General features: G+C 73.1%; 18 protein-coding genes. 6 read left to right on the top strand and 12 right to left on the bottom strand.

Annotated features, from left to right (window positions below; translation table 11 throughout):
• Positions 1-4 precede the first annotated feature (4 nt).
• Both D7044_RS23695 and D7044_RS23690 read left to right on the top strand, forming a co-directional pair.
• Positions 5-490, top strand: coding sequence for a winged helix-turn-helix transcriptional regulator (locus tag D7044_RS23695; RefSeq protein ID WP_120690241.1), 486 nt, complete (start codon positions 5-7; stop codon positions 488-490).
• 60 nt (positions 491-550) lie between these two features.
• On the top strand, positions 551-1,249 hold the full coding sequence (locus D7044_RS23690; protein ID WP_120681905.1) for an SDR family oxidoreductase: 699 nt from the start codon (positions 551-553) through the stop codon (positions 1,247-1,249).
• A 156-nt stretch (positions 1,250-1,405) separates the two neighbouring features.
• Here the strand turns inward: D7044_RS23690 and D7044_RS23685 are convergent, their stop codons facing one another.
• Positions 1,406-2,935 (bottom strand): M28 family peptidase, encoded by a 1,530-nt coding sequence (locus D7044_RS23685; protein ID WP_233565099.1) that lies wholly within the window; start codon positions 2,933-2,935, stop codon positions 1,406-1,408.
• Between the two features lie 1,145 nt (positions 2,936-4,080).
• Here D7044_RS23685 and D7044_RS23680 point away from each other — a divergent pair.
• The 3 genes from D7044_RS23680 to D7044_RS23670 all read left to right on the top strand — a co-directional run bounded on the left by D7044_RS23680 (position 4,081) and on the right by D7044_RS23670 (position 6,616).
• Positions 4,081-4,737, top strand: coding sequence for a C39 family peptidase (locus D7044_RS23680; protein WP_120690239.1), 657 nt, complete (start codon positions 4,081-4,083; stop codon positions 4,735-4,737).
• Between the two features lie 282 nt (positions 4,738-5,019).
• Positions 5,020-5,943, top strand: coding sequence for a DUF1996 domain-containing protein (locus D7044_RS23675; protein ID WP_120690238.1), 924 nt, complete (start codon positions 5,020-5,022; stop codon positions 5,941-5,943).
• A 73-nt stretch (positions 5,944-6,016) separates the two neighbouring features.
• Positions 6,017-6,616 carry a DUF305 domain-containing protein gene (locus tag D7044_RS23670; protein WP_120681897.1) on the top strand — a complete coding sequence of 200 codons (600 nt, stop codon included), beginning with the start codon at positions 6,017-6,019 and terminating at the stop codon, positions 6,614-6,616.
• A gap of 169 nt (positions 6,617-6,785) precedes the next feature.
• On the opposite strand, the gene D7044_RS23665 is transcribed toward D7044_RS23670, so the two are convergent.
• On the bottom strand, positions 6,786-7,310 hold the full coding sequence (locus D7044_RS23665) for a winged helix-turn-helix transcriptional regulator (protein WP_120690237.1): 525 nt from the start codon (positions 7,308-7,310) through the stop codon (positions 6,786-6,788).
• An 85-nt stretch (positions 7,311-7,395) separates the two neighbouring features.
• Here D7044_RS23665 and D7044_RS23660 point away from each other — a divergent pair, with 85 nt between their 5' ends.
• Positions 7,396-8,829 carry an MFS transporter gene (locus D7044_RS23660; RefSeq protein WP_120690236.1) on the top strand — a complete coding sequence of 478 codons (1,434 nt, stop codon included), beginning with the start codon at positions 7,396-7,398 and terminating at the stop codon, positions 8,827-8,829.
• 102 nt (positions 8,830-8,931) lie between these two features.
• On the opposite strand, the gene D7044_RS23655 is transcribed toward D7044_RS23660, so the two are convergent.
• Genes D7044_RS23655 through D7044_RS23610 form a run of 10 tightly spaced genes read right to left on the bottom strand, consistent with a single transcriptional unit; the run spans position 8,932 to position 20,564 of the window.
• Positions 8,932-9,753 (bottom strand): HpcH/HpaI aldolase/citrate lyase family protein, encoded by an 822-nt coding sequence (locus tag D7044_RS23655; protein ID WP_120681891.1) that lies wholly within the window; start codon positions 9,751-9,753, stop codon positions 8,932-8,934.
• Positions 9,753-10,940 carry a CaiB/BaiF CoA transferase family protein gene (locus D7044_RS23650; RefSeq protein WP_199716740.1) on the bottom strand — a complete coding sequence of 396 codons (1,188 nt, stop codon included), beginning with the start codon at positions 10,938-10,940 and terminating at the stop codon, positions 9,753-9,755. Before D7044_RS23650 ends, D7044_RS23655 begins: the two co-directional genes overlap by 1 nt.
• Positions 10,937-12,904 carry an SUMF1/EgtB/PvdO family nonheme iron enzyme gene (locus D7044_RS33090; protein ID WP_120690234.1) on the bottom strand — a complete coding sequence of 656 codons (1,968 nt, stop codon included), beginning with the start codon at positions 12,902-12,904 and terminating at the stop codon, positions 10,937-10,939. The genes D7044_RS23650 and D7044_RS33090 overlap by 4 nt, the downstream gene beginning before the upstream one ends.
• A complete protein-coding gene (locus D7044_RS23640; RefSeq protein ID WP_120690233.1) occupies positions 12,901-13,839 on the bottom strand; it encodes a ribokinase in 939 nt (312 codons plus the stop codon). The genes D7044_RS33090 and D7044_RS23640 overlap by 4 nt, the downstream gene beginning before the upstream one ends.
• Before the next feature lie 52 nt (positions 13,840-13,891).
• Positions 13,892-15,238, bottom strand: a complete 1,347-nt coding sequence (locus tag D7044_RS23635; RefSeq protein WP_120681883.1) for an ADP-ribosylglycohydrolase family protein — start codon at positions 15,236-15,238, stop codon at positions 13,892-13,894.
• On the bottom strand, positions 15,235-16,404 hold the full coding sequence (locus tag D7044_RS23630) for an ADP-ribosylglycohydrolase family protein (protein WP_120690232.1): 1,170 nt from the start codon (positions 16,402-16,404) through the stop codon (positions 15,235-15,237). The genes D7044_RS23635 and D7044_RS23630 overlap by 4 nt, the downstream gene beginning before the upstream one ends.
• A 5-nt stretch (positions 16,405-16,409) precedes the next feature.
• On the bottom strand, positions 16,410-17,702 hold the full coding sequence (locus D7044_RS23625; RefSeq protein ID WP_120690231.1) for an ABC transporter substrate-binding protein: 1,293 nt from the start codon (positions 17,700-17,702) through the stop codon (positions 16,410-16,412).
• A 38-nt stretch (positions 17,703-17,740) separates the two neighbouring features.
• Positions 17,741-18,580: a carbohydrate ABC transporter permease gene (locus tag D7044_RS23620; protein WP_120681877.1), complete on the bottom strand. Its 840-nt coding sequence runs from the start codon at positions 18,578-18,580 to the stop codon at positions 17,741-17,743.
• A 2-nt stretch (positions 18,581-18,582) separates the two neighbouring features.
• Complete coding sequence (locus D7044_RS23615; RefSeq protein ID WP_120690230.1) at positions 18,583-19,518, bottom strand: carbohydrate ABC transporter permease; 936 nt, start codon at positions 19,516-19,518, stop codon at positions 18,583-18,585.
• Positions 19,515-20,564, bottom strand: coding sequence for a LacI family DNA-binding transcriptional regulator (locus tag D7044_RS23610; protein WP_233565098.1), 1,050 nt, complete (start codon positions 20,562-20,564; stop codon positions 19,515-19,517). Before D7044_RS23610 ends, D7044_RS23615 begins: the two co-directional genes overlap by 4 nt.
• Positions 20,565-20,901 lie beyond the last annotated feature (337 nt).

Below are 20,901 nucleotides of genomic sequence, written 5' to 3'. Positions count from 1 at the left end.
CGGCATGACGGATCTCCTCGCCGACCGGGACGGCTGGCTCATGACCAACTGCTCGATCGCCCGGACGCTCGACGTGGTCGGCAACCGCTCGACGCTCCTGCTGCTGCGGGAGGCGTCCCTCGGCACCCGGCGCTTCGACGACTTCGCCGCCCGGGTGGGCATCAGCGAGCCGGTCGCCGCCGCCCGGCTCAAGCAGCTCGTCGCCGACGGACTGCTCGAGCGGCGCCCCTACCAGGAACCCGGGAAACGCACCCGCGACGAGTACGTGCTGACCGACAAGGGCGCACAGCTCGTCCCCGTGCTGGTCGCGCTCCGGCAGTGGGGCGACACCTGGGCCGCCGACGACGCCGGTCCGTCGGTACGGCTGGAGCACCACGACTGCGGCGCGGAGGTGCACGCCGTACTGCGCTGCGCCGGCGGGCACGACGTCGAGCCCGACGAGCTGGACGTACGCCCCGGACCGGGCCTGCTCCGCGTCGACAGCGAATGACCTCCGGGCGGCGCCACGCCGACCCGTCCCCTCTCCACCAGATGCTCTAGGAGTAACCGCATGAAGATCGCCGGAAGCACCGCCCTCGTCACCGGCGCCAACCGGGGCTTCGGCCGGCACCTCGCCGCCGAACTCGTCTCCCGGGGCGCCACCGTCTACGCGGGGGCCCGCAACCCGGAGAGCATCGACCTGCCCGGCGTCACGCCGGTCCGGCTCGACATCACCGACCCCGCCTCGGTCGCCGCCGCCGCCGAGCTCGCCCACGACGTCAACCTGCTGATCAACAACGCCGGTTCCGGCACCGGCGCCGACCTGCTCGACGCCGACCTGGACCCGATCCGGCTGGAGCTGGAGACCCACTTCTTCGGCACCCTGTCGATGGTCCGGGCGTTCACGCCGGTCATCGCCGGCAACGGCGGCGGCTCGATCCTCAACGTGCACTCCGTGCTCTCCTGGCTGCACCCGGCGGACAGCGGCGCGTACAACGCCGGCAAGGCGGCCGAGTGGGCGCTGACCAACGCGGTGCGCGGCCCGCTCGCCGAGCGGAACATCCGGGTCGTCGGCCTGCACGTCGGCTACATGGACACCGACATGACCGCACACATCACCGCGCCGAAGTCCGACCCGGCCGACATCGCCCGGATCACGCTGGACGCCGTCGAGGCGGACGCGTACGAGATCGTCGCCGACGACATCAGCCGACAGGTCCAGGCCGGCCTCTCCGGCGGCATCGCCGCGCTCTACCCGCAGCTGCCCTGACGTCGGGCTGCCTGCCCGTCACCGGCGGGCACGAGCGGGTGCGGACCAGGTTCGCACCCGCTCGCTCGCGACGTCTCGACCGGCGATCGGCGTGATCCGCCGCTCGTCACCGACTGTCGGAGTGGGCGAGCCAGCCATCCCGCTCGCAGGCCCGGCTCAGCCCGCCTGGAGCGTCACGTCGTCGACCACGAAGCTGGTCTGCAACGAGGAGTCCTCGGTGCCGGTGAAGGTCAACGTCACCGTCTGACCCGCGTACCCGCCGACGTCGAGGGTGCGCTGGAGGTAGCCGGAAGCGGCGTCGAGGTTGGACCAGGTCGCCAGCGTCGTCGTGCCGAGCCGCACGGTGAGCCGGTCGTACGCGGTCGTCCTGGTCGTCTCGGCGGTGTCGATGTGCAGCCAGAACGCCAGCGTGGCGGCCGTGCAGCCGGCCGGCAGCGTCACCGTCTGCGCGAGGGTGTGGGTGGTGGTCCGGCCGCGCCCGTCGAGCCAGGCCTTCCAGGTGCCGGTCCGGGCGGGCTGCCCGCTCGAATTGGTGATCACCCCGGAGCTGGCCGTCCACGGGCTGCTGCCGCTCTCGAAGCCGCCGTTGGTGACCACCTGCCCGCCGGAGCAGCCGCCCGTGCCGTCGCCGACCGCTAGCTGCCAGAGCGCGTACGCGATGCCGTCCGCCGCCCGGTTCAGGACCGTCGAGCTGATGTTGGCGGTGGTGTCGCAGGACCGGTGGTAGCAGGGGTCGTACGCGGCGTTGGCCGTGCCGCCCCACTTCGTGGCCTGGGCGCTGGTCTTGCGGGCACTGGCCCCGGCCGCGTACCCGGAGGTGGGGATCCCGGCCTGCTGGAACGGATAGTCGTCGGAGCGGCCCTGACCCTCGACGTTCTCCTCCGGCCGCAGCCCCAGCGAGTCCCAGTACGCCTTCAACGGCGCGGCGGTCGTCGAGCTGAGGCGGTTGATGAAGTAGCCGCCGTTGGTCGAGCCGACCATGTCGAAGTTGTAGTAGCCCTTGATGTAGCCGCGCTGCGTCGCGCTCAACGAGTTGACGTAGAAGCGGGAGCCGTTGAGCCCCTGCTCCTCGTCGGTCCACCAGGCGAACCGCACCCGCTTCGTCATCGTCGGGTCCTGCGCGGCGAGCACCAACGCGTTCTCCAGCAGCGCGGCGGATCCGGAGGCGTTGTCGTTGATGCCCGGTCCCGCAGAGACCCCGTCGAGGTGTGCCCCGAACATGACCACCTGGTCGGCGGGGCCGCCCGGCCACTCGGCGATCAGGTTGTTCGACGGGTACGTGCAGGAGGTGCAGCGCTGCTCGGTGACGGTGTAGCCGGCCGCCTGGAGGCGGGTCTTCACGTACGTGACCGAGGCGGTGTAGCCGGCGGAGCCCGCTCGCCGGTTGCCACCGTTACTGCTCGCGATGCTGTTGAACTGGGTCAGGTGCGCCTGCACGTTGGCGATGGAGATGTCCGGTGCGGCCAGTGCGACGGCGCCCGGCGCGGCGGCGGCTGGCCCGACAGGTGCGGCCGGTACGGCGGCACCCGGCGCGGCAGGTGCGGCCGCGACAGCAGGCGGCGCGGCAGGTGCGGCGACGGCCGATAGCGCGGGCGGGGACGCGGCGAGCGACTGGGTGGCGAGCGTCAGCGTCATCCCGGTGCATACGACGAGCGCGATCCGCGCGCTCAACGTTCTGCCTCTCATCGGGGGCTCCTCGGGGTCGGAGGGAGCTTGACAGTGACACTTATCGATTCCCGTCCGCAACGGCCGTTCGTCCGGAACCGACACCGCCGACGTCCGGACCGAGCGGCGGGCGATCAGGCTGTGGGTGCCGTCGACCAGCGCCGCGGCGACCAGCGGCGTCGTGCCGCCGAAGAGCGCGGGGCGATGCCTGGGCCGATCGGTCGACGCCGCGCGCCTTGCGGAAATCGACGCGAACCCTGGGCGGCCCGGTCGACACCGCGCGCCTTGCGGAAATCGACGCGAGCCCTGGGCGGATCGGTCGACGCCGCGCGCCGCGCCGTCTGGAAGGATCGGTCGACGACGGGCGCCGCGCGGAGATCGATGCGAGGCCTGGGGGGATCGGTCGACGACGGGCGCCGCGCGGAGATCGACGCGAGGTCTGGGCGGATCGGTCGACGACGGGCGCCTTGCGCGGAGATCGACTCGACTTCCATGAGGTCGGGGTGTCCGCCGCCGGATTCACCGCGACTTCAATGAGGTCGAGTGGATCATCCGCCCGTCCGGGTGTAATGTCCGGTTTAACCGGGCCGGTTGGCCCACCGGTGTCCGGTTCGAGACCGGGCGTCCCGTGGTCGGGGCCACCCCGGCGGCGGAATCATCGCCGGGCCCGGGTCGTTGAACATGGTCGAGCCGCGCGACCCCGCTCGCCGGCCCCCGAACCACCGGCCCAGCCGGGAATCATCACCGGCCCCGGGTCGTTGAACCCCCCGCCGCCGCGAGCCCCGCACCACCCGGGCCACCCGCGACGAGCCCCCGGGAACGACCGGCCCACCGAGGCCGTTACACATCCCGGCGACGCACCCAATCAGGGGCCGAGCAGGGCGGCCCCGCCGGTGAACACCCCGGCAACGCACCTCACCAGCGCCGCCCCGCCGGGCCCCCGGGAATGACCGGCCCACCGAGGCCGTTGCACACCCCCACGGGACGCGCCCCGACCACCCGTCGGGCCACCCGCACGAGACGCCTCGGAATGCCGGCCGACCCGGCCGCGTTACACCCCGGACCCGCCCGAGCAGGCCACGCCGCCGGGCCTTCGAACCTCCCCCTCACCACACGCGGACCCCGACACACTTCCGCGTGCACCCCCGAACAGAGAGGCACACATCATGCGTACCGATCTGATCCGCAAGACCGTCCTCACCGCCGCCGGCATCGCCGCCGCAGGCGGAGGCATCGCCGGCCCCGCCATCGCCGCCAACGCCGCCCCCGCCGAGTCCAAGCCCGCCAGCCAGGTCCAGGACCGCAAGGGCCACAGCGAGCGTGAACTGAACGTGCGTTACGAGGCGCAGCCGAACTTCTACTACTGCGGCCCCGCCGCCACCCGCAACGCCCTCTCCGTCCAGGGCAAGGACATCAACGTCGACGCCATGGCCAAGGAAATGGGCACCACCGAGGCAGGCACCAACTCCATCAACGACATCACCCCCGTCCTGAACAAGGAGACCGGCAAGAACGCCTACCACTCCGTCGAAATCTCCAACCCCACCGCCGACGACAAGCAGACCGACAAGCTGCGTGACGACATCGTCCGCACCGTCGACGACGGCCACGCCGTAGTCGCCAACATCGCCGGCACCAGCACCGACACCGACGGCAACACCCACTCCTACGAAGGCGGCCACTACATCAGCGTCATCGGCTACCGCGACGGCGGGCACGAGGTGAAGATCGCCGACTCGGCCGACCCGGCCACCGCCTCCTACTGGGTGAGCGTGGACCACCTGGCCGACTGGGTCGCCACCCGCGGCTACTCCGCCAACTGACCCGAGAAGTAACCGAAAGGGCCGGCCCCGCACGGGGTCGGCCCTTTCGTCGTCACCATGTCTCGAAGGGTCGGCCCGCACCAGGGGTCGGCCCTTTTCGCCGCCTGGCGCTTCACGGTCGGGCACGTATTGACAATTGTCGACGTCGGGTTGACGCTGGATCGAGAGAGCGCTCTCTCACCTGCTCGCGCAGCACCCACCACCAGTCCCGGCCAGGGATCTCCGATGCCTTTCGGCGGCGGCGCCGGACCCGTCCCTGACCCACCCGACAGGAGTTCCGCGATGGACAGGGCCTCACCCCGCTCCGGCATCCGCCGCCGGCTGCGCCTCGCCACGGCGCTCGGCGCCCTGCTGGTCCTACTCGGCACCTACGGCATCTCCACCACGGCGCAGGCCGACACCGCACAGGCCGACACCAGCCGGGCCGACGCCGCCCCGGGCGTCAACGCGATCCGGGTGGCCGAGTTCCCCGCCGACTGCTCGTACAGTCACCGGCTGCCGGACGACCCGATCATCTTCCCGGGCCTGCCCGGCGCCTCGCACATGCACAGCTTCTTCGGCGCCACGGTCACCGACGCCTTCACCACCCTGCCGGATCTGATCAACTCACCGACCACCTGCAACCCCCAGGTCGACGTCTCGTCGTACTGGGTGCCGACGTTGTACCGCAACAACGTGGCCGTGGAGCCGATCATCTCCACCTTCTACTACCTGGGCGAGGGCGTCCGCAGCGACGTCGTCGCCCGCACCGAACCGATTCCGCAGGGGCTGCGGATCGTCGCCGGCAACGCCCGGGCGACCGGCCCGAACGACAGCATCGCCCGCTGGTCGTGCCTGCACGCCGGGCAGGTCCCGCCGTCGAAGGACTTCGTGAACTGCCCGGCCGGCACCATGCTGGAGTCGTACCTGGACTTCCCGCAGTGCTGGAACGGCCGCGACCTGGACTCCCCCGACCACAAGAGCCACATGGCGTACCCGGTCAACCAGGCCTGCCCGGCGACCCACCCGGTGCCGGTGCCGAAGCTGCGGCAGGTGCTCCGCTATCCGGTCAGCGGCGACCCGGCGCAGTTCCGGCTCGCCTCCGGGCCGGGCTACACGATGCACGGCGACTTCTTCAACGCGTGGCCGGTGGCGGAGATGGCCCGCCGGGTCAACGACTGCATCCGCCCGGTCATCAAGTGCGGCCACGACGGGCGGCCGCTCTGATCCGACCCGCTCATCCGCAAGGGAGCGGACCCACTGGCACGGGGTCCGCTCCCCACGGCGGAAAGGAGGTGCGATGCGCCCGAGCCTCGCCGTACCGTCCGTCCTGCTCTGCCTCGCGCTGCTCGGCGCGGGGTGCGCGGCCGCCGGACCGCCGCCACCGACCCGCCCCGACCTGGCCGGCGAGACCCCCGCCGCGGCTGCGACCACCGGTGCGTTCAGCCCCACCGACGTCGCCTGGCTCCAGCTCACCGTGGCGATGAGTGAGCGACTCCTGCCGGTGCTCGAGCTGGTGCCCGCCCGGACCACCGATCCGGCCTGGCGTGCGCTGGCCGGCCGGGTCGAGGAGAGCCAGCAGGCCGACCTGATCCGCTCGCGTGGGCTGCTGGCCGAGTCGGGCGCGCCCGCCACCAACCCGCACGAGGGCCACGACATGCCCGGCATGATCACCGAGGCGGAGCTGACGGCGCTGCGAGCGGCCCGGGGCCCGGCCTTCGACCGGCTGGTCGCCCGACACCTGCGGGCACACCTGTCGCAGGCCGTACGGATCGCCCGCGCCGAGCAGGGCTCCGGCGCCCACCCGGCGACCACCGCTCTCGCCGCCACCGTCGTCCGGGACGGCTCCGCCGAACTGGCCCGGCTCGACCGGCTCGACCCGCCCACGCGGGCGCGGTAGCGAGGCCGACCTCCTCGGTCCGGGCGACCGAAGATCCCGTCCGGTCCTCGGCCTGGGGCTCCGAGCCGGAGCCGCGATCAGGGCCGCCGAAGCCGGGAACGTCAGCTTCTCGGACGCGGAGGATGGTCGCCGCCGCCCGGGCAGCTCGGACGGCCCGTGTCGGGCCGGCTCAGAAGAGCGGTTGGAGGAGCCGGTGCGGGCGCTGGCGCAGCGCGACGCTGACCGGGTCCCGGCGCGGCCGGGCCGGTAGGCGGGGCCCGCTGTGCGCCTCGACGTCACCGGGTGACACCTCACCGCCGCAGGCGGGGCAGCGGCCCGCCGGGTCGAGTTCGGTGCCGCAGGCGACGTGCCGGAAGGTGCGCAGCGGCTCCTCCTCGCCGAAGTGCCGCTCGCTCCAGCTCCACAACGGGTAGATCACGGACCAGAGTTCGACGCCCCGGTCGGTGAGCAGGTACTCGTCCCGGGGTGGGGAGTCCTGGTAGCGGTGGCGCTGGAGGACGTTCGCCTCGACCAGGGTGGCGAGCCGGTCCGCGAGCACGGCCCGGGGGATGTCCAGGTGGGCGAGGAAGTCGCCGTAGCGGCGTACGCCGTAGAAGGCGTCGCGGACGATGAGCAGCGTCCACCGCTCGCCGACCAGCTCCAGCGCCCGGGCCAGTGAGCAGTTCTGCCCCTCGTAGTTCTTCCCCAGTGCCATGCTGTGATCCTACCCCTAGTCAGTTCATTCAACGAACCAACCCTGTTACTGTCGGTTCGCTCACCGAACTGAGAGGCCTCCCCGCATGTCGACAACCGCCGGCGTCACCGCGCCGTCCGCCGCCGCGCCGCCGGACGCGTCCCGCTCCGACTCCCGCACGCTCTTCGCGGTCTGCGCCGCGACCCTGCTCGTCCTCATGAACTACACCGCGCCGGTGGCGGTCCTGCCGCAGACGGCGCGGGGCCTCGGCGCCGGCCTCACCACCCAGACCTGGCTGATCAACGCGATCACCCTGGGGCTCGCGGCCACCCTGCTGGTCGCCGGCAGCCTCGGTGACGACTTCGGGCGGCGGCGCATCTTCCGGGCCGGCCTCGTGCTGCTCGCCGTCGGCACGGTCGGCAGCGCGGTCGCGCCCAACGCCGCCACCTTCATCACCGCCCGGGTGGTGCAGGGCGTGGCGAGCGCCGCGATCCTCGCCGCCGGGCTGGGCCTGCTCGGGCACGCCTTCCACACCGCCCAGGGGCGGTCGCACGCCACGGCCCGCTGGGCGTCGATGCTCGGCGCCGGCATCGCCCTCGGCCCCCTGGCCTCGGCCGGCCTGACCTCGCTCGCCAGCTGGCGCTGGTTCTACCTGATCCTCGCGGCGCTCGCGGTGCTGCTGGCGGCGCTCGGCGGACGGCTGCTCACCGAGTCCCGCGCCGGCCGCGTCGCCCACATCGACGTCCCCGGGGTGTTGACGCTCGGCGCCGGCCTGGCCCTGCTGCTCGTCGCCGTCACCGCCGGACGCAGCGGCTGGCTCCGGCCCGGGGTGCTCGTCCCGCTGGTGCTCGGGGTGCTGCTGCTCGCCGCCTTCGTGGTGGTCCAGGCCCGCGGCCGCGCGCCGATGCTCGACCTGGCCCTGTTCCGCCGGCCGGACTTCCGGGTCGCCACCCTCGGCGCGTTCTTCACCGGGCTCGCCGCGCTCGGCCCGAGCACCGTCCTGCCCACCCTGGTGCAGCAGTTGATCGGCGTGAGCGCGCTCGGCGCGGCCGGGCTCGCCTTCGTCTGGGCCGGATCCTCGTTCGTGGTCAGCAACCAGATGCGTCACCTCGGCACCCGCACCACGCCCACCCGGCAGCTCGCCCTCGGATTCCTCCTGACGGCCGTCGGCTACCTGGCCATGCTCGGCTACGCCGACGCTCACTCCTGGGCCCGCACGATCCCGGGCCTGATCCTCGCCGGCGCGGGCAGCGGACTGCTCAACGCGGCGCTCGCCCGGCTCGCCGTCGCCAGCGTCCCGGCGGACCGGGTCGCGATGGGCTCCGGCGCCAACAACACGGCCCGCTACGTCGGTTCCGCCCTCGGGGTGGCCGGCGCCGTCACGATCGCCTCCAGCCTGCTGCCGGCCGGCCAGACCGCCGGCTTCTCGGCGCACGGCGCCGACGCGGTCCTGCTGATCGGCGGCGCGGTGGCGGTGCTCGGCGCCGCGATCACCCTGATCCGCCGGCGGGCAACCGCGCCGGTGCCGGTCACCGGCTGACCGCCCACCCCGCGTCGCGCGGGACCCGGCTGCTCACCGGGCCCGCGCGACGCGGACAGACCCGCCGAACGTCGCGCCGTCGAGACGTTCGGCGGGGGCCTTTCAGCTCGCGTAGCGAGCCGACAGGTCGACGACGCGCTGCGCGGCGGCCACCATCGCCCGGTCGGCGAAGCGACCGTCCGGAAGCACCACGGTCCCCGAATCCCGCCGCTGCGCCTCGGCGACCGCGGCCAGCAGCTCGACCGCCCGGGCCACCTCGCGCTCGGCGGGCCGGAACGCCTCGACGATCACCGGCAACTGCCGTGGGTGGATCGCGGACCGGCCGAGGAAACCGAGCCGCCGGCCCACCGCGCACGACGCCGCGAGCCCGTCGGCGTCGACGACGTCGGCGAAGACCGACATGGCCGGCGGCCCGAGGCCGGCCGCGCGGGCCGCGACCACCACCCGGCCGCGGGCCCAGGCGAGCCCTGCGTCGTCACCGACCCCGAGATCCGAGCGGAGATCGGCCTCACCGAGACCGAGCGAGGCGACCGCCGGGTGGGCCGAGGCGACGGCGTACGCGGCCTCCAACCCCAGCGCGGACTCGACGAGCGGGTGCAGCGGCACGTCCACCCGGCCGGCGACGGAGACGACCGTGGCGGCCGACTCGACCTTCGGCAGCCGGAGCCCGGCAAGCCCGGGTCGGCCGGCCACCGCGGTCAGGTCGGCGTCGACATCCGGCCCCGTCAGCTCGTTGACCCGCACCTGCACCGGCACCGGTTGCTCCTCGGCGAGGAACTCCGCGACCGCTTCCCGGGCGTACGCCTTGCGCCCGGCGACCACCGCGTCCTCCAGGTCGAGGATGACCGCGTCGGCCCCCGAGGCGACCGCCTTGGCGAACCGGTCCGGCCGGTCACCGGGCACGTAGAGCCAGGTGAGCAGCATCAGATCACCCCGCGCGCCCGAAGCTCGGCGAGTTCGTCGGCGCTGAGCCCGAGTTCGGCGAAGACCGCCTCGGTGTCCTGCCCGTGCCGGCGCCCAGCGTGGCGGATCTCCCCCGGCGTCTCGGAGAGCCGGAACGGCACGTTCTGCATCCGTACCTGGCCCAGCTCCTCGTCCGGCACGCTGCGCACGGTGCCGAGCGCCGCGTACTGGGGGTCGGCGAGGATGTCCCGCACGTCGTAGACCGGGGCGACCGCGGCCTGCGCCGCCTCGAAGGCGGCCACCACCTCGTCCCGGTCCCGCTGCGCCACCCACGCGCCCACGGCGGCGTCCAGCTCGTCGGCGTGCGCGGCCCGGCCGCTGCCGGTGGCGAACCACCGCTCGTCGACCAGCTCCGGGCGGCCGACGAGCCGCACGACCCGCTCGGCGATGCTCTGCGCGCTCGTGGAGATCGCCACCCAGCGCCCGTCCGCGCACCGGTACGTGTTACGCGGGGCGTTGTTGTTGGAGCGGTTGCCCAACCGCGGCTGGATATAGCCGAGCTGGTCGTACCAGGTGATCTGCGGGCCGAGCATCGCCATGATCGGCTCGATGATGGCGAGGTCGACGACCTGCCCGACGCCGCTGGCGTCCCGGGTGCGCAGGGCCAGCATCACGGCGTACGCGGCGGCGAGCGCGGTCACCGAGTCGGCCAGCCCGAACGGAGGCAGCGTCGGCGGGCCGTCGGGCTCACCGGTCGCCGCGGCGAAGCCGCTCATCGCCTCGGCGAGGGTGCCGAAGCCCGGCCGGCGGGCGTACGGGCCGACCTGACCGAAGCCACTGATCCGGGCGATCACCAGCCGGGGGTTTACCTCGTGCAGTTCGGCGGGGCCGAGGCCCCAGCGCTCCAGCGTGCCCGGGCGGAAGTTCTCCACCAGCACGTCGGCGTCGGCTAGCAGCCGCCGCAGCAACGCCGCCCCCTCCGGGTCGGAGAGGTTGCACGTCACGGTCCGCTTGTTGCGGCCGAGCACCTTCCACCAGAGCCCGACGCCGTCCTTGGCCGGGCCGTGCCCACGCGACGGGTCCGGCTTCGCCGGGTGCTCCACCTTGATCACGTCGGCCCCGAAGTCACCGAGGAACGCCGCCGCGAGCGGTCCGGCGAAGAGGGTGGCCAGGTCGACGACCTTCACCCCGTGAAGCGGCGCGCTCACCGCGTCACCTCCCCCGGTGCCGACGCCGGCGCGAGATCCGCAGCCACCCGGAAGCCGATCTGGTCGGAGCGGGTGAGACCGGCGCCGGTGAGCAGCAACTTCACCGACACCTCCGGCGGCTGCGGGCCACCGTCGAAGTACCAGTCCGAGCCCTCGGCCTGGTACGCGGCGCCGCCCTTGAGGATCACGAAACGGGTCCGCCCGTCGGTGTGCTCGCTCTCGGTCAGGTTCCACACCAGCGGCTCCCGGCGGGCGAGCAGGCCCGCCTCGGCCGCCACCTGCCACTCGTCCTCGGTGGGCAGCCGCAACCCGGCCCATTCCGCGTACGCCCGCGCGTCGGTCAGGTCGACGCCGGTGACCGGGGCGTCCACCCGGCCCTGTCCGGCCGTGAACCGCTCGGGGCGCACCGGCCGGTAGCCGGTGGCGCGCAGGAACTCGGCGTACTGGCCGTGGGTTACCTCGTCGACGGCGATGGCGAACCGGCCCATCGTCGCGGTGCGGTGCAGTGTGCCGGTGTGGTGCAGGCGCGGGGGCAGCGGCTTCCACTCGTCGACGTACGGCGTCTCCCCGTACAGCCCGGTCTCCCGCACCCGGTGCCGGACCACCAGCTCGCGCCGGCCCGCCTCGACGGCCACCAGGCCCGCCGGCGGCTCGGTGCGGGGCGCCCACGGGGCGCGGACGCGGACCGCGGCCCGGGCCGGGAACGACGGGTCGCCGCCCGGCGGCTCGTGCCGGTCGACGGTCGTGCCGGTGGCGACGACCGCGGCGATCGCCCCGGCCGGCAGGGCGCCGCCGACTGCCACCCGGCCGTCACCGGTCTCGGTGACGGTCAGCTCGGCGCCGGTGACCAGGTCGACGAAGCGCCGGCCCGGCCGGGCGTCGGTCACCAGCCAGGCGCCGTCGTGGTCAAGGCCCCGATTCACCACTGTCCACAGCGGCTCGCCGTCGTGGGTCCACCGCGACGCGTACACCTGGCCGGAGCCGGGGTGGTCGGCGAGCGGAACCCACTCCTCGGCGCGCAGCCACGCGGCGTGGCTGGCCTGCACCCGGCGCATCGCCCGCAGCACCGCGCGGTCGCGCTCGTTCCAGCCGACCCAGACGCCGAAGACGCTCTCCCAGACCAGCACACCGACGCCGTTGAGCCAGGCGGAGTGCAGCTCGTCGAGGTGGTCACGGTGCCAGCGACGGGTGTGGTGCAGGACGTGCCGGCGCTCGAACCACTTGGCGCGCAGCACACCGGGCACGTCGGAGTCGGCGAACCACTGCGCCCAGGACATCGCGTGGTCGCCGATGCGGGCCAGCGGCACCCGGCTCTCGCCCTCGAGGACCATTCCGGGGCGGACGGCTTCCAGCGCGGCCCGCAGCTCACCGGCGCCCTCCTTGAGGGTGTCCAGGAAGACGCCGTCGACGCCGAGCTTGCCGGCCAGCGCGGCGACCTCCTCGGCGTCGCTGCCCGGCTCACGCCGCGTGCCGGTGTCCCACGGGTTGTAGTCGACGAAGACCCGCACCCCGCGCTCCTGGAACGCCCGCACCACCTCCGGCAGCTCCGGCACGTCCCGGTACCAGTCGAACTGGTTGCGGTCGTCCAGGCCGATCACCGGGTACGCGTGCCAGAGCACCACCCCGTCGAAGCCGCCGAAGTCCCGCTGAGCGGTGTCGAGGAACTCCTCGACGGTGAAGACGCCCCGCTCGTGGTCGTAGAGCGTCTCGTCCCAGAGCCAGGCGAGGCAGATCGAGAAGCAGTCGCCGCTGATCTCGTCGTAGTGGGTGCCGGTGTCGCCGAGCCGCTGCCGGGCGTCGGCCCGCCACCGGGTCAGCTGCGCACGCCAGGCGGGCCACTGCGCCGGGTCGTCCGGGGCGGCGAAGATCTTCGCCTCGTCCAGCGTGGTCAGGTCGGTGTCGTCGGCGAGCGGTACCGGGGTGGGCCGGTCGATCGGACGCGGAACGTACGGGTTGAAACTCACGATGCACCTCGGTAGGTCGCGTCGTACAAGGCGTCGATGGCGGTGCGTTCCGGCAGTGCGGTGGACGCGCCGGGGCGCCGGGCGCAGGCCGCACCGGCGGCGCACGCCCAGCGCAGGCTCGCCGCGACGCTCTCCTCGCTGACGGCGCCGCCCCGCTCGGCCCAGGAGACGGCGAGCGCGCCGGTGAACGCGTCACCCGCGGCGGTGGTGTCCACCGCGTCGATGAGCGGCGCGGGGACATCGAGCCGCAGGCCACGCCGGTCGGCGTAGGCCGCGCCGCGCGCGCCGAGGGTCAGCACCACCCGGGGCACCCGCTCCAGCAGGGCGTCGAGCAGCGCGGCCGGCTCGTCGGAGACCAGCCCGGCCACGGTGGCGGCCTCGTGCTCGTTGACGACCAGGACGTCGACGAGGTCGAGCAGTTCGGCCGGGAGTTCAGCGGCCGGGGCGGCGTTGAGCACCACGGTGGTGCCGGCGGCCCGGGCCCAGTCGGCGGCGCGGACCACGGTGGGCATCGGCACCTCCAACTGGAGCAGGAGCACGTCGGCCGCGGCGATGGTGGCCCGGTCCTCGGCGCTCAGGTCGGTGAGCGCGCCGTTGGCGCCGGGGGCGACCACGATGAAGTTCTCCGCCGAGCGGTCCACCGCGATCAGCGCGACACCGGAGGCGCCGGGGACGGTACGCAGCCGCCCCACGTCCACCCCGGAGCCGACGAGACTCGCGCGCAGCTGCACGCCGAACTCGTCGTCGCCGACCGCGCCCACGAAGTCGCAGGCCGCGCCGGCCCGGGCCGCGGCGACCGCCTGGTTGGCGCCCTTGCCGCCGGGGACGGTGCGGAAGTCCTCGCCGAGCACCGTCTCGCCGGGGCGGGGCAGCTGCGGGGCCGTCACCACCAGGTCCAGGTTGGTGCTGCCCACCACCACCACGCGTGCGCTCATGCCGTCCTCCCTGCCATCCTCGTTCCCGCACCGACCGGAGCGCCGGGACCGTTCACGATCCGGCCCCGGCCAGCGCCCGGGTGCGCTCGGCCAGCTCGTCAAAGCCGATCCCGTCGAAGCCGGCGATGCTGCTCGCCAGCCGGTTGCGCAGCGGAGCGACCCAGCGGGCCGGCAGCTCCGACGCGCCGGTGAGCGCGCCGGTGACCGCGCCGACGGTGGCGCCGTTCGAGTCGGTGTCCCAGCCCCCGCTGACCACCGCGCAGATCGACGTCTCCAGATCGCCCCGCCCGTACGCGAGGGCGGCGGCCACCAGCGCGGCGTTGTTGCGTACGTGCACCCAGTGCAGGTGGCCGTGCCGGGCGTAGAGCTCGTCGACGACCTTCTCCCAGTCGTCGGCGTCCGCGCCGAGGGCCCGGGCCTCACGAACGGCGGCCGCGAAGCGGCTGCGCGGCGGCAGGACCGCCTCGGCCGCGTCGAGCACCTGCTCCACGTCCGTGGCGACCGGCGCGGCGGCGGCGAGCGCGGCGGCCCAGATCGCCCCGTGCACCCCGCCCCGGACATGACTGACCTCGGCGTCGCGGACGGCCAGCTCGGCGGCCCGGTCCGGCCGGCCGGGGTTGACCCAGCCGTACACGTCGGTGCGGATCTGGGCGCCGATCCACTCGCGGAACGGGTTGTGCCGCCGGGCGCTCTCCGGCGGGGCCAGGCCGAGCAGCAGGTTGCGGTAGGCGACCCGCTCGGCGGTGAAGACCCGCCCGCCGGGCAGCCAGTCCAGCCAGGCCTGCGCCACGTCGGCGCTGGTGAAGTCCCGCCCGTGGGTCTCCAGCACCCGCAACGCGAGCAGCGGGTAGTTCAGGTCGTCGTCCTCGGGCATCCCGTCGATGTTCTCGGCGAGGCTGGTCGGGGCGCTGCGCCGGTTCCACGGCCAGCGGGCGGCGACCTCGGCGGGAAGTCCCTGCGCGGTGAACCAGTCGCGCAGCGGCCAGCGGCCGGTCGCGACGAGGATCTCCCGGATGCCCTGCCGGGGAATCTTCTCCACCGGCTTGCCGAGCAGGCAACCGGCCGCCCGGCCGAGCCACCCGCCGTGCAGCCGGTCGTACGACGCCCCGGTGGGCAGGGACCACTCCGCCGGCCAGCCGGACCGCAGCCCGGCCAGGTCGTCCGGCTCGTCGCCGCCGCCGACCGCCGGTAGCGCGTCGGCGGCGTCGAGCAACTCCACAGCGAGGGCCCGCAGCTGCGGTGCGGCCGGGGTCGGCGAGGCGCCGGTGACCGGCGGGGTCAGGTCCCCGCCGGCCGCGCTCCACCGCCGCGCGAGGGCCGTGACGTCACGTCCCTCGTCGCGACTCGCCGCCAGCTCGTGCGGCAGCAGGTCCTCCGGCTGTACCCAGGTGATCCTCATCGGGCCGGCGCCCCGTCGACGGCGGACGTGCCGCTCGTCAGTCCGGCGAAGCGCTGCACCCGCCGGGCGAACCGGCTCCGGTCCCGCTCGAAGACCTCACCGGCCACGGCCGCGAGCACCCGCGCCGGCTCGACGAGATCGGTACGGGAGGCGGTGGCGACCGTCTCGGCCCAGTCGGCCGGGACGGCGGCGAGGCCGCCGAGCGCCCCGGCGATCGCGCCGGCCATGGTGGCGGTCGAGTCGGCGTCCCGGCCGTAGTTCACCGCGCCGAGCACCGCGGCGCGGTACTCCCCGCCGGCCACGACCAGCATGCCGAGCGCCACCGGCAGCTCCTCGATGGTGTGCAGGCGGCTCGGGCGACGCGCGCCCAGACCGGGGCTGCGGTACTCCTCCCCCACCGTGTCGTACGGGGCCACGGCGGCCCGCAGCGCGGGGATCGCCGCCTTCCAGTCCTGGTGGGCCCGGGCCTCCTTGACCACCGCGTCGATGGCCGCCCGGGTCCCGTCGCGGGCCAGGTCGAGCGCCGCGGCGATCACGTCCTCGACGGTCGCGCCGGCGGTGGCGGCCGCGGCGACGGCGGCGGCGAAGACCGCTGCCGCCTCGCGCCCGTAGCTGTGCTGGTGCGCCCCGGCGATCTCCACCGCCTCGGCGTACGCGCCGGCCGGATCGCCCGCGTTGACGATGCCGACCGGGGCCATGTACATGGCCGCACCGCAGTTGACGATGTTGCCGACCCCGGCCTCGCGCGGATCCACGTGCGCGTGGTGCAGGCGGGTGACCAGCCACCGCTCGGCGGCCGCGAGGCGGTGGAAGGTCACCCCGTCCCGCTCCAGGTCGGGGATGTAGACCACCCGCTCGATCAGGTCCGGCACCAGCAGGTCCACCACGTCGTACGCGTCGAGGTGGTCGCGCTTCGCCGCGTAGGCGCGGACCAGGGCGTGGGTCATCAACGTGTCGTCGGTGATGTGCCCGTCGCCCTTGTGGTACGGCGCGAGTGGCCGTGCGGTGGCCCAGTCGGCGTGGTACGGGGGCACGATGCCCTCGACCCAGCCGCCGAAGCGGGCACGGATCTGTTCCGGCAGGGCGGTTTCGGTGGCGCCGCCGAGGGCGTCGCCGACCGCCGCGCCGACCAGAGTTCCGACCGATGTGTCGAGCAAGAGTGACATGTGCTTTACCTCAGAACCTGCTTGCCACCGTCGACCAGCTGCGTGGCGAGCTGGTCCAGGGTGATCTTGTTGGCGAAGTACTGCTGGAGGGCCGGGGTGGCGTACTTGGTCTTCCACTCCGGGTAGCCGTCGGCCATCTGGAACGGGGCCACGGTCAGGTCGGCGGCGCTCTTCGCGGCGACGTCCCAACCCTGCTTGCCGCCGGTGAGCTTGATGAGCTCCTGGTTGGCCTGCTTACCGGTCGGCACCAGCCAGTCCCCCTTGGCCAGGGCGGCCATGTTGGTGGGGTTCAGGAAGTACTCGAGGAACTGGGCGGCCTGCTTCTTGTGCTTGGAGTCCTCGGAGACCGACAGCGTCTGCGGGTTGGCCGCCTGCATGGCGGAGAGGCCCTTGATCGGCGGGAGGGTGACCCACTCGAAGCCGGCGGGCGCCTGCTCGACCATCTGCTGGCGCAGCGAGACCGAGCCGGGCAGCATCGCGTACTTGCCGCCGAAGAAGCCGGGCAGCGTGTCCGCGCCGCTCATGCCGAGCGCCTCCGGGGAGGCCGACTTCGCCGTGTAGAGCATGTCGTGGATGCGCTTCGGCACCTCCTTCTCCGGGTCACCGACCTTGACCTCGGTACGCCCGCCGTCGGTGTAGAAGAACTTGCCGTCGAAGTTCAAGGCGAGGTTCAGCACCCGGTTGGTCGGCGACTTGAGCGCCCAGGCGGCACCGAACTGGCCGGGCTTGGTGAGCTTCTGGGCGTTGGCCTGGAACTCGTCCCAAGTCCAGCCGCCGTCGGCCGGGGGTACCGCCACGCCGGCGGCGTCGAGCAGCTTCTTGTTGGCGACCACGACCTGCGACTCCAGCAGGAACGGCACGCCGGTGACCTTGTCGTCGAAGGTCGCGGTGTCCCAGATGCCCTTGTCGATCTGGCCCTTGAAGTCGTCGGAGAGCAGGTCGGAGAGGTCTGCCAGGTAGCCCTGCTTGCTGAACTCGCCGATCGACGCCGCCTCGTAGTGCACGATGTCCGGCGCGTCGCCGCCCTCGAACGAGGTCAGCAGCTGGTCGTGCACCGAGTTCCAGTCACCCTGGACGTACTCGACCTGGATGTCCGGGTGTTCGGCGTTCCACTTGGCGACCAGGTCCTTGTTGGCCTTCAGCGACTCCTTCTGCCAGGCGAGGCTGAGGAAGCGCAGCTTGACCGGACCGGATGTGACCTCGTCGTCGCCGCCGTTCCCGCAGGCGGCGATCATGCCGAGGCCGACGACCGCGACCGCGGTGGCCGCGGCGAGTCGGCGGAATCTCGTGCGAAGCATGGGGGGTGTACCTCCTTGGGTGGTGGTGGGGGACGGGATCAGCCCTTGACCGCTCCGGCGAGCGAGCCGGACGAGAGCCGGCGTTGCATGAACGCGAAAAAGATCAGGCTGGGCAGCGTCGCCAGCAGTGAACCGGCGGCGAGCGGGCCGAGGCGTGCGGTGCCCTCGATGCCGACGAACCGGGCCAGTGCGACCGGCAGGGTCGCCAGCTCGGGCGTCTTGATCAGCACGAGGGCGAAGAAGAACTCGTTCCAGGCGGAGATGAAGGAGAAGAGCGCCGTCGCCACCAGACCGGGGGCGAGCAGCGGGAAGACCACGCGGCGCAGGACCTGCGTCCGGGTCGCGCCGTCCACGGACGCGGCCTCCTCCAGCTCGCGTGGGATGTTGCGGACGAAGCCCTGCAGCATCCAGAGCGCGAACGGCAGCGCCCAGACCACATAGATCAGCACCAGCCCGGCGTGCGTGTTGGCCAGTCCGACCTGCCGCAGCACGAGGAAGATCGGGATGATCAGCAGCACGAACGGGAAGAGCTGGGAGAGCAGCACCCAACCCAGCGCCACGGTGCCGAGCTTCGAGCGGAACCGGGCGAGGGCGTACGACGCCGGCATGGCGACGAGCACGGTCAGCACCGCCGAGGCGAGTGAGACCTGGAGGCTGTTGAGGGCCGCCCGGCCCAGCTCCTGCTCGGTGAAGGCCTGCACGAAGTTCTGCAGGGTCGGGTTGCTGGGGATCAGCGTGGGGTGCAGCTGCACCAACTCCCGCGGCGGCTTGAACGCCGTCGAGAGGAGCCAGACGAGCGGGAACCCGAGGAAGATCAGGTAGCCGGCGAGGGCGAGGTACTGGAAGGCCCGACCGGTGCGGCTGGGTTTACCGAACATGACTAGTTCGCCTCCCTCATGCGACGGCGGAGATAGATGGCGAGCAGCGCCACGATGATCACGACCATGGCGTTGCCGAGCGCGGCCGCGTAGCCGTAGTTGCCGTAGCGGAACGCCTCCTCGTAGGCGAAGAGCATCGGCAGCATCGTCTTGCCACCCGGGCCGCCCGCCGTCAGCACGTAGACCAGGCCGAACGAGTTGAAGTTCCAGATGAAGTCCAGCGAGGTGATCGCGACGATGACCGGGGCCAGGGCGGGCAGGGTGACGTGCCGGAACCGGTGCCAGGCGCTGGCGCCGTCGACCGCCGCGGCTTCGTGCAGCTCGCGGCCGACACCCTGCAACCCGGCGAGCAGCACGACGGTGGTCTGCGGCATACCGGCCCAGACCCCGACGATGATCACCGCGGGCAGTGCCGTGCTGAAGTCGCCGAGCCAGTTGGCGCGCAGCCCGTCGGCGCCGATGCGGTAGAGGAACTCGTTCAGCAGACCGGCGTCCGGGTGGTAGACGAGCTTCCAGAGGATGCCGACCACGACCGGGGGCATCGCCCACGGCACCACGGAGAGCACCCGCGCCACTCCCCGGAACCGCAGCTGCTGGTTGAGCAGCAGGGCCAGCCCGAGGGCGAGCACGAACTGGAGCGCGGTCACCCCGAAGGCCCAGAGCAGACCGATCTTGAACGAGTTCCAGAACAGCTCGTCGCCGAGCAGCTGCCGGTAGTTCTCCAGGCCGGTGAAGTTGACCTCGACGTTGCGTCCGGCCCGGGCGTCGGTGAAACCGAGGTAGATGCCGCGCAGCAGCGGGAAGACCGACAGCACCAGGATCGGCAGCAGCGACGGCAGCAGCAGCAGGTAGACGGCGGTCCGGTCGGAGCGGGCGCGACCCGACCGACGGGATCGCCCGCCGCGTTCGACGTCGGAGCGTTCGGCCAGCGTGGTCATGAGGTCACCCCTTCGCGGTACGGGTGGGCGGGCGTGGGCTCGAACGGGTCGGCGCTCGGCCGGGGGGACGGTGGCGTCGCGGCGCTGGAGGCGCGGACGGCGAGGCTGGGCTGCACCTGCTCGCGCCGGGGCGGCAGGGCCGGGTCGGCGATGCGCTGCAGCAGCAGTTCGGCGGCGCGACGACCGCGCTCGGCCGAACCGAGGGAGACGCTGGAGAGCTGGGGGAACATCATCTGGGCGAGTTCGGTGTCGTCCATGCCGATCAGCGCGACGTCCTGGGGCACCCGCCGGCCGGTGGCGAGCAACGCGTGCAGGGCGCCGACCGCGATGAGGTCGTTGGCGCAGACCAGCGCGTCCGGCGCGGCCCGGGCGAGCAGTCGTACGGCGGCGGCGCGGCCGGCGGCGTACTGGAAGTCGCCGACCTCGACGAGGTCCTCGTCGAGTTCGATGCCGTGTCGGGCCAGCGCGGCGCGGAAGCCGGCGTCCCGGGCGGCACCCGGGACGGTGTCGAGCGGCCCGTTCACGAAGCCGATCCGGCGTCGGCCGATGGCGAGCAGGTGGTCGACGGCGAGCGCGACGCCGTGCCGGGAGTCGGTGCGTACGTTGTCGACCGGGGCGTCGGCACCGAGTTGGCCGACGACCACCACCGGCACCGGGCTGCCGACCAGTGCGCCGAGGTGGTCGTCGGTCACCCGGATCGGCGAGATGATCATCCCGTCGACGTAGCGGTTGGCGAGCCGGCGCAGCAGGGTCATCTCGTTGTCGATCCGCCCGCCGGTGGCGTGCACCACGAGTTGCCGGCCGGACGAGGCGACCACGGCCTCGATGGCCCGCATCATCTCCACGTAGACCGGGTTGCCGATGTCCTCGACGGCGAGCGCCACCAGGCCGGTGCGCTGGGACTGCAGCGAGCGGGCGATCGCGTTCGGGACGTACCCCACCTCAGCGGCCGCGGCGCGCACCTTGCGGATGGTCTCCGGGCTGCCGCCGACGCCGTTGAGGACGCGGGAGGCGGACGCGATGGAGACGCCGGCGCGGGCGGCCACGGTGTGGACCGTTGGTCGGCCGTCCGCCGGCTCTTGTAAACGTTTACGACCCACGTACCGTACCTCCGCCCGATCGCTGTAAACGTTTCCGGGGAGTCTGCCCCCGGCTTTGCCGAGAGGTCAAGGGCTCGTTACGAAAACGTTTCCAACCGCCGTGACCAGCGCCGACGTCGATCCGACCGGGAAGCGCCAAAGGACCAGGGGACCGACATTTCGCCGCAATTACGGATGAGCTGGACGACCGAGCGACGGGAGACCACGCGGCTCGCCCCGGCGCACGCGACCGCGCCGCAGGTGGCTCATCGATCCGGGCACGCCGAGGTCGAGCCCGACCGTT

It is taken from the genome of Micromonospora musae, assembly GCF_003626635.1.
Taxonomy (GTDB): Bacteria; Actinomycetota; Actinomycetes; order Mycobacteriales; family Micromonosporaceae; genus Micromonospora; species Micromonospora musae.
The sequence above is the reverse complement of the archived record's forward strand: the minus strand, read 5'-3'. Positions and strand labels throughout refer to the sequence as shown.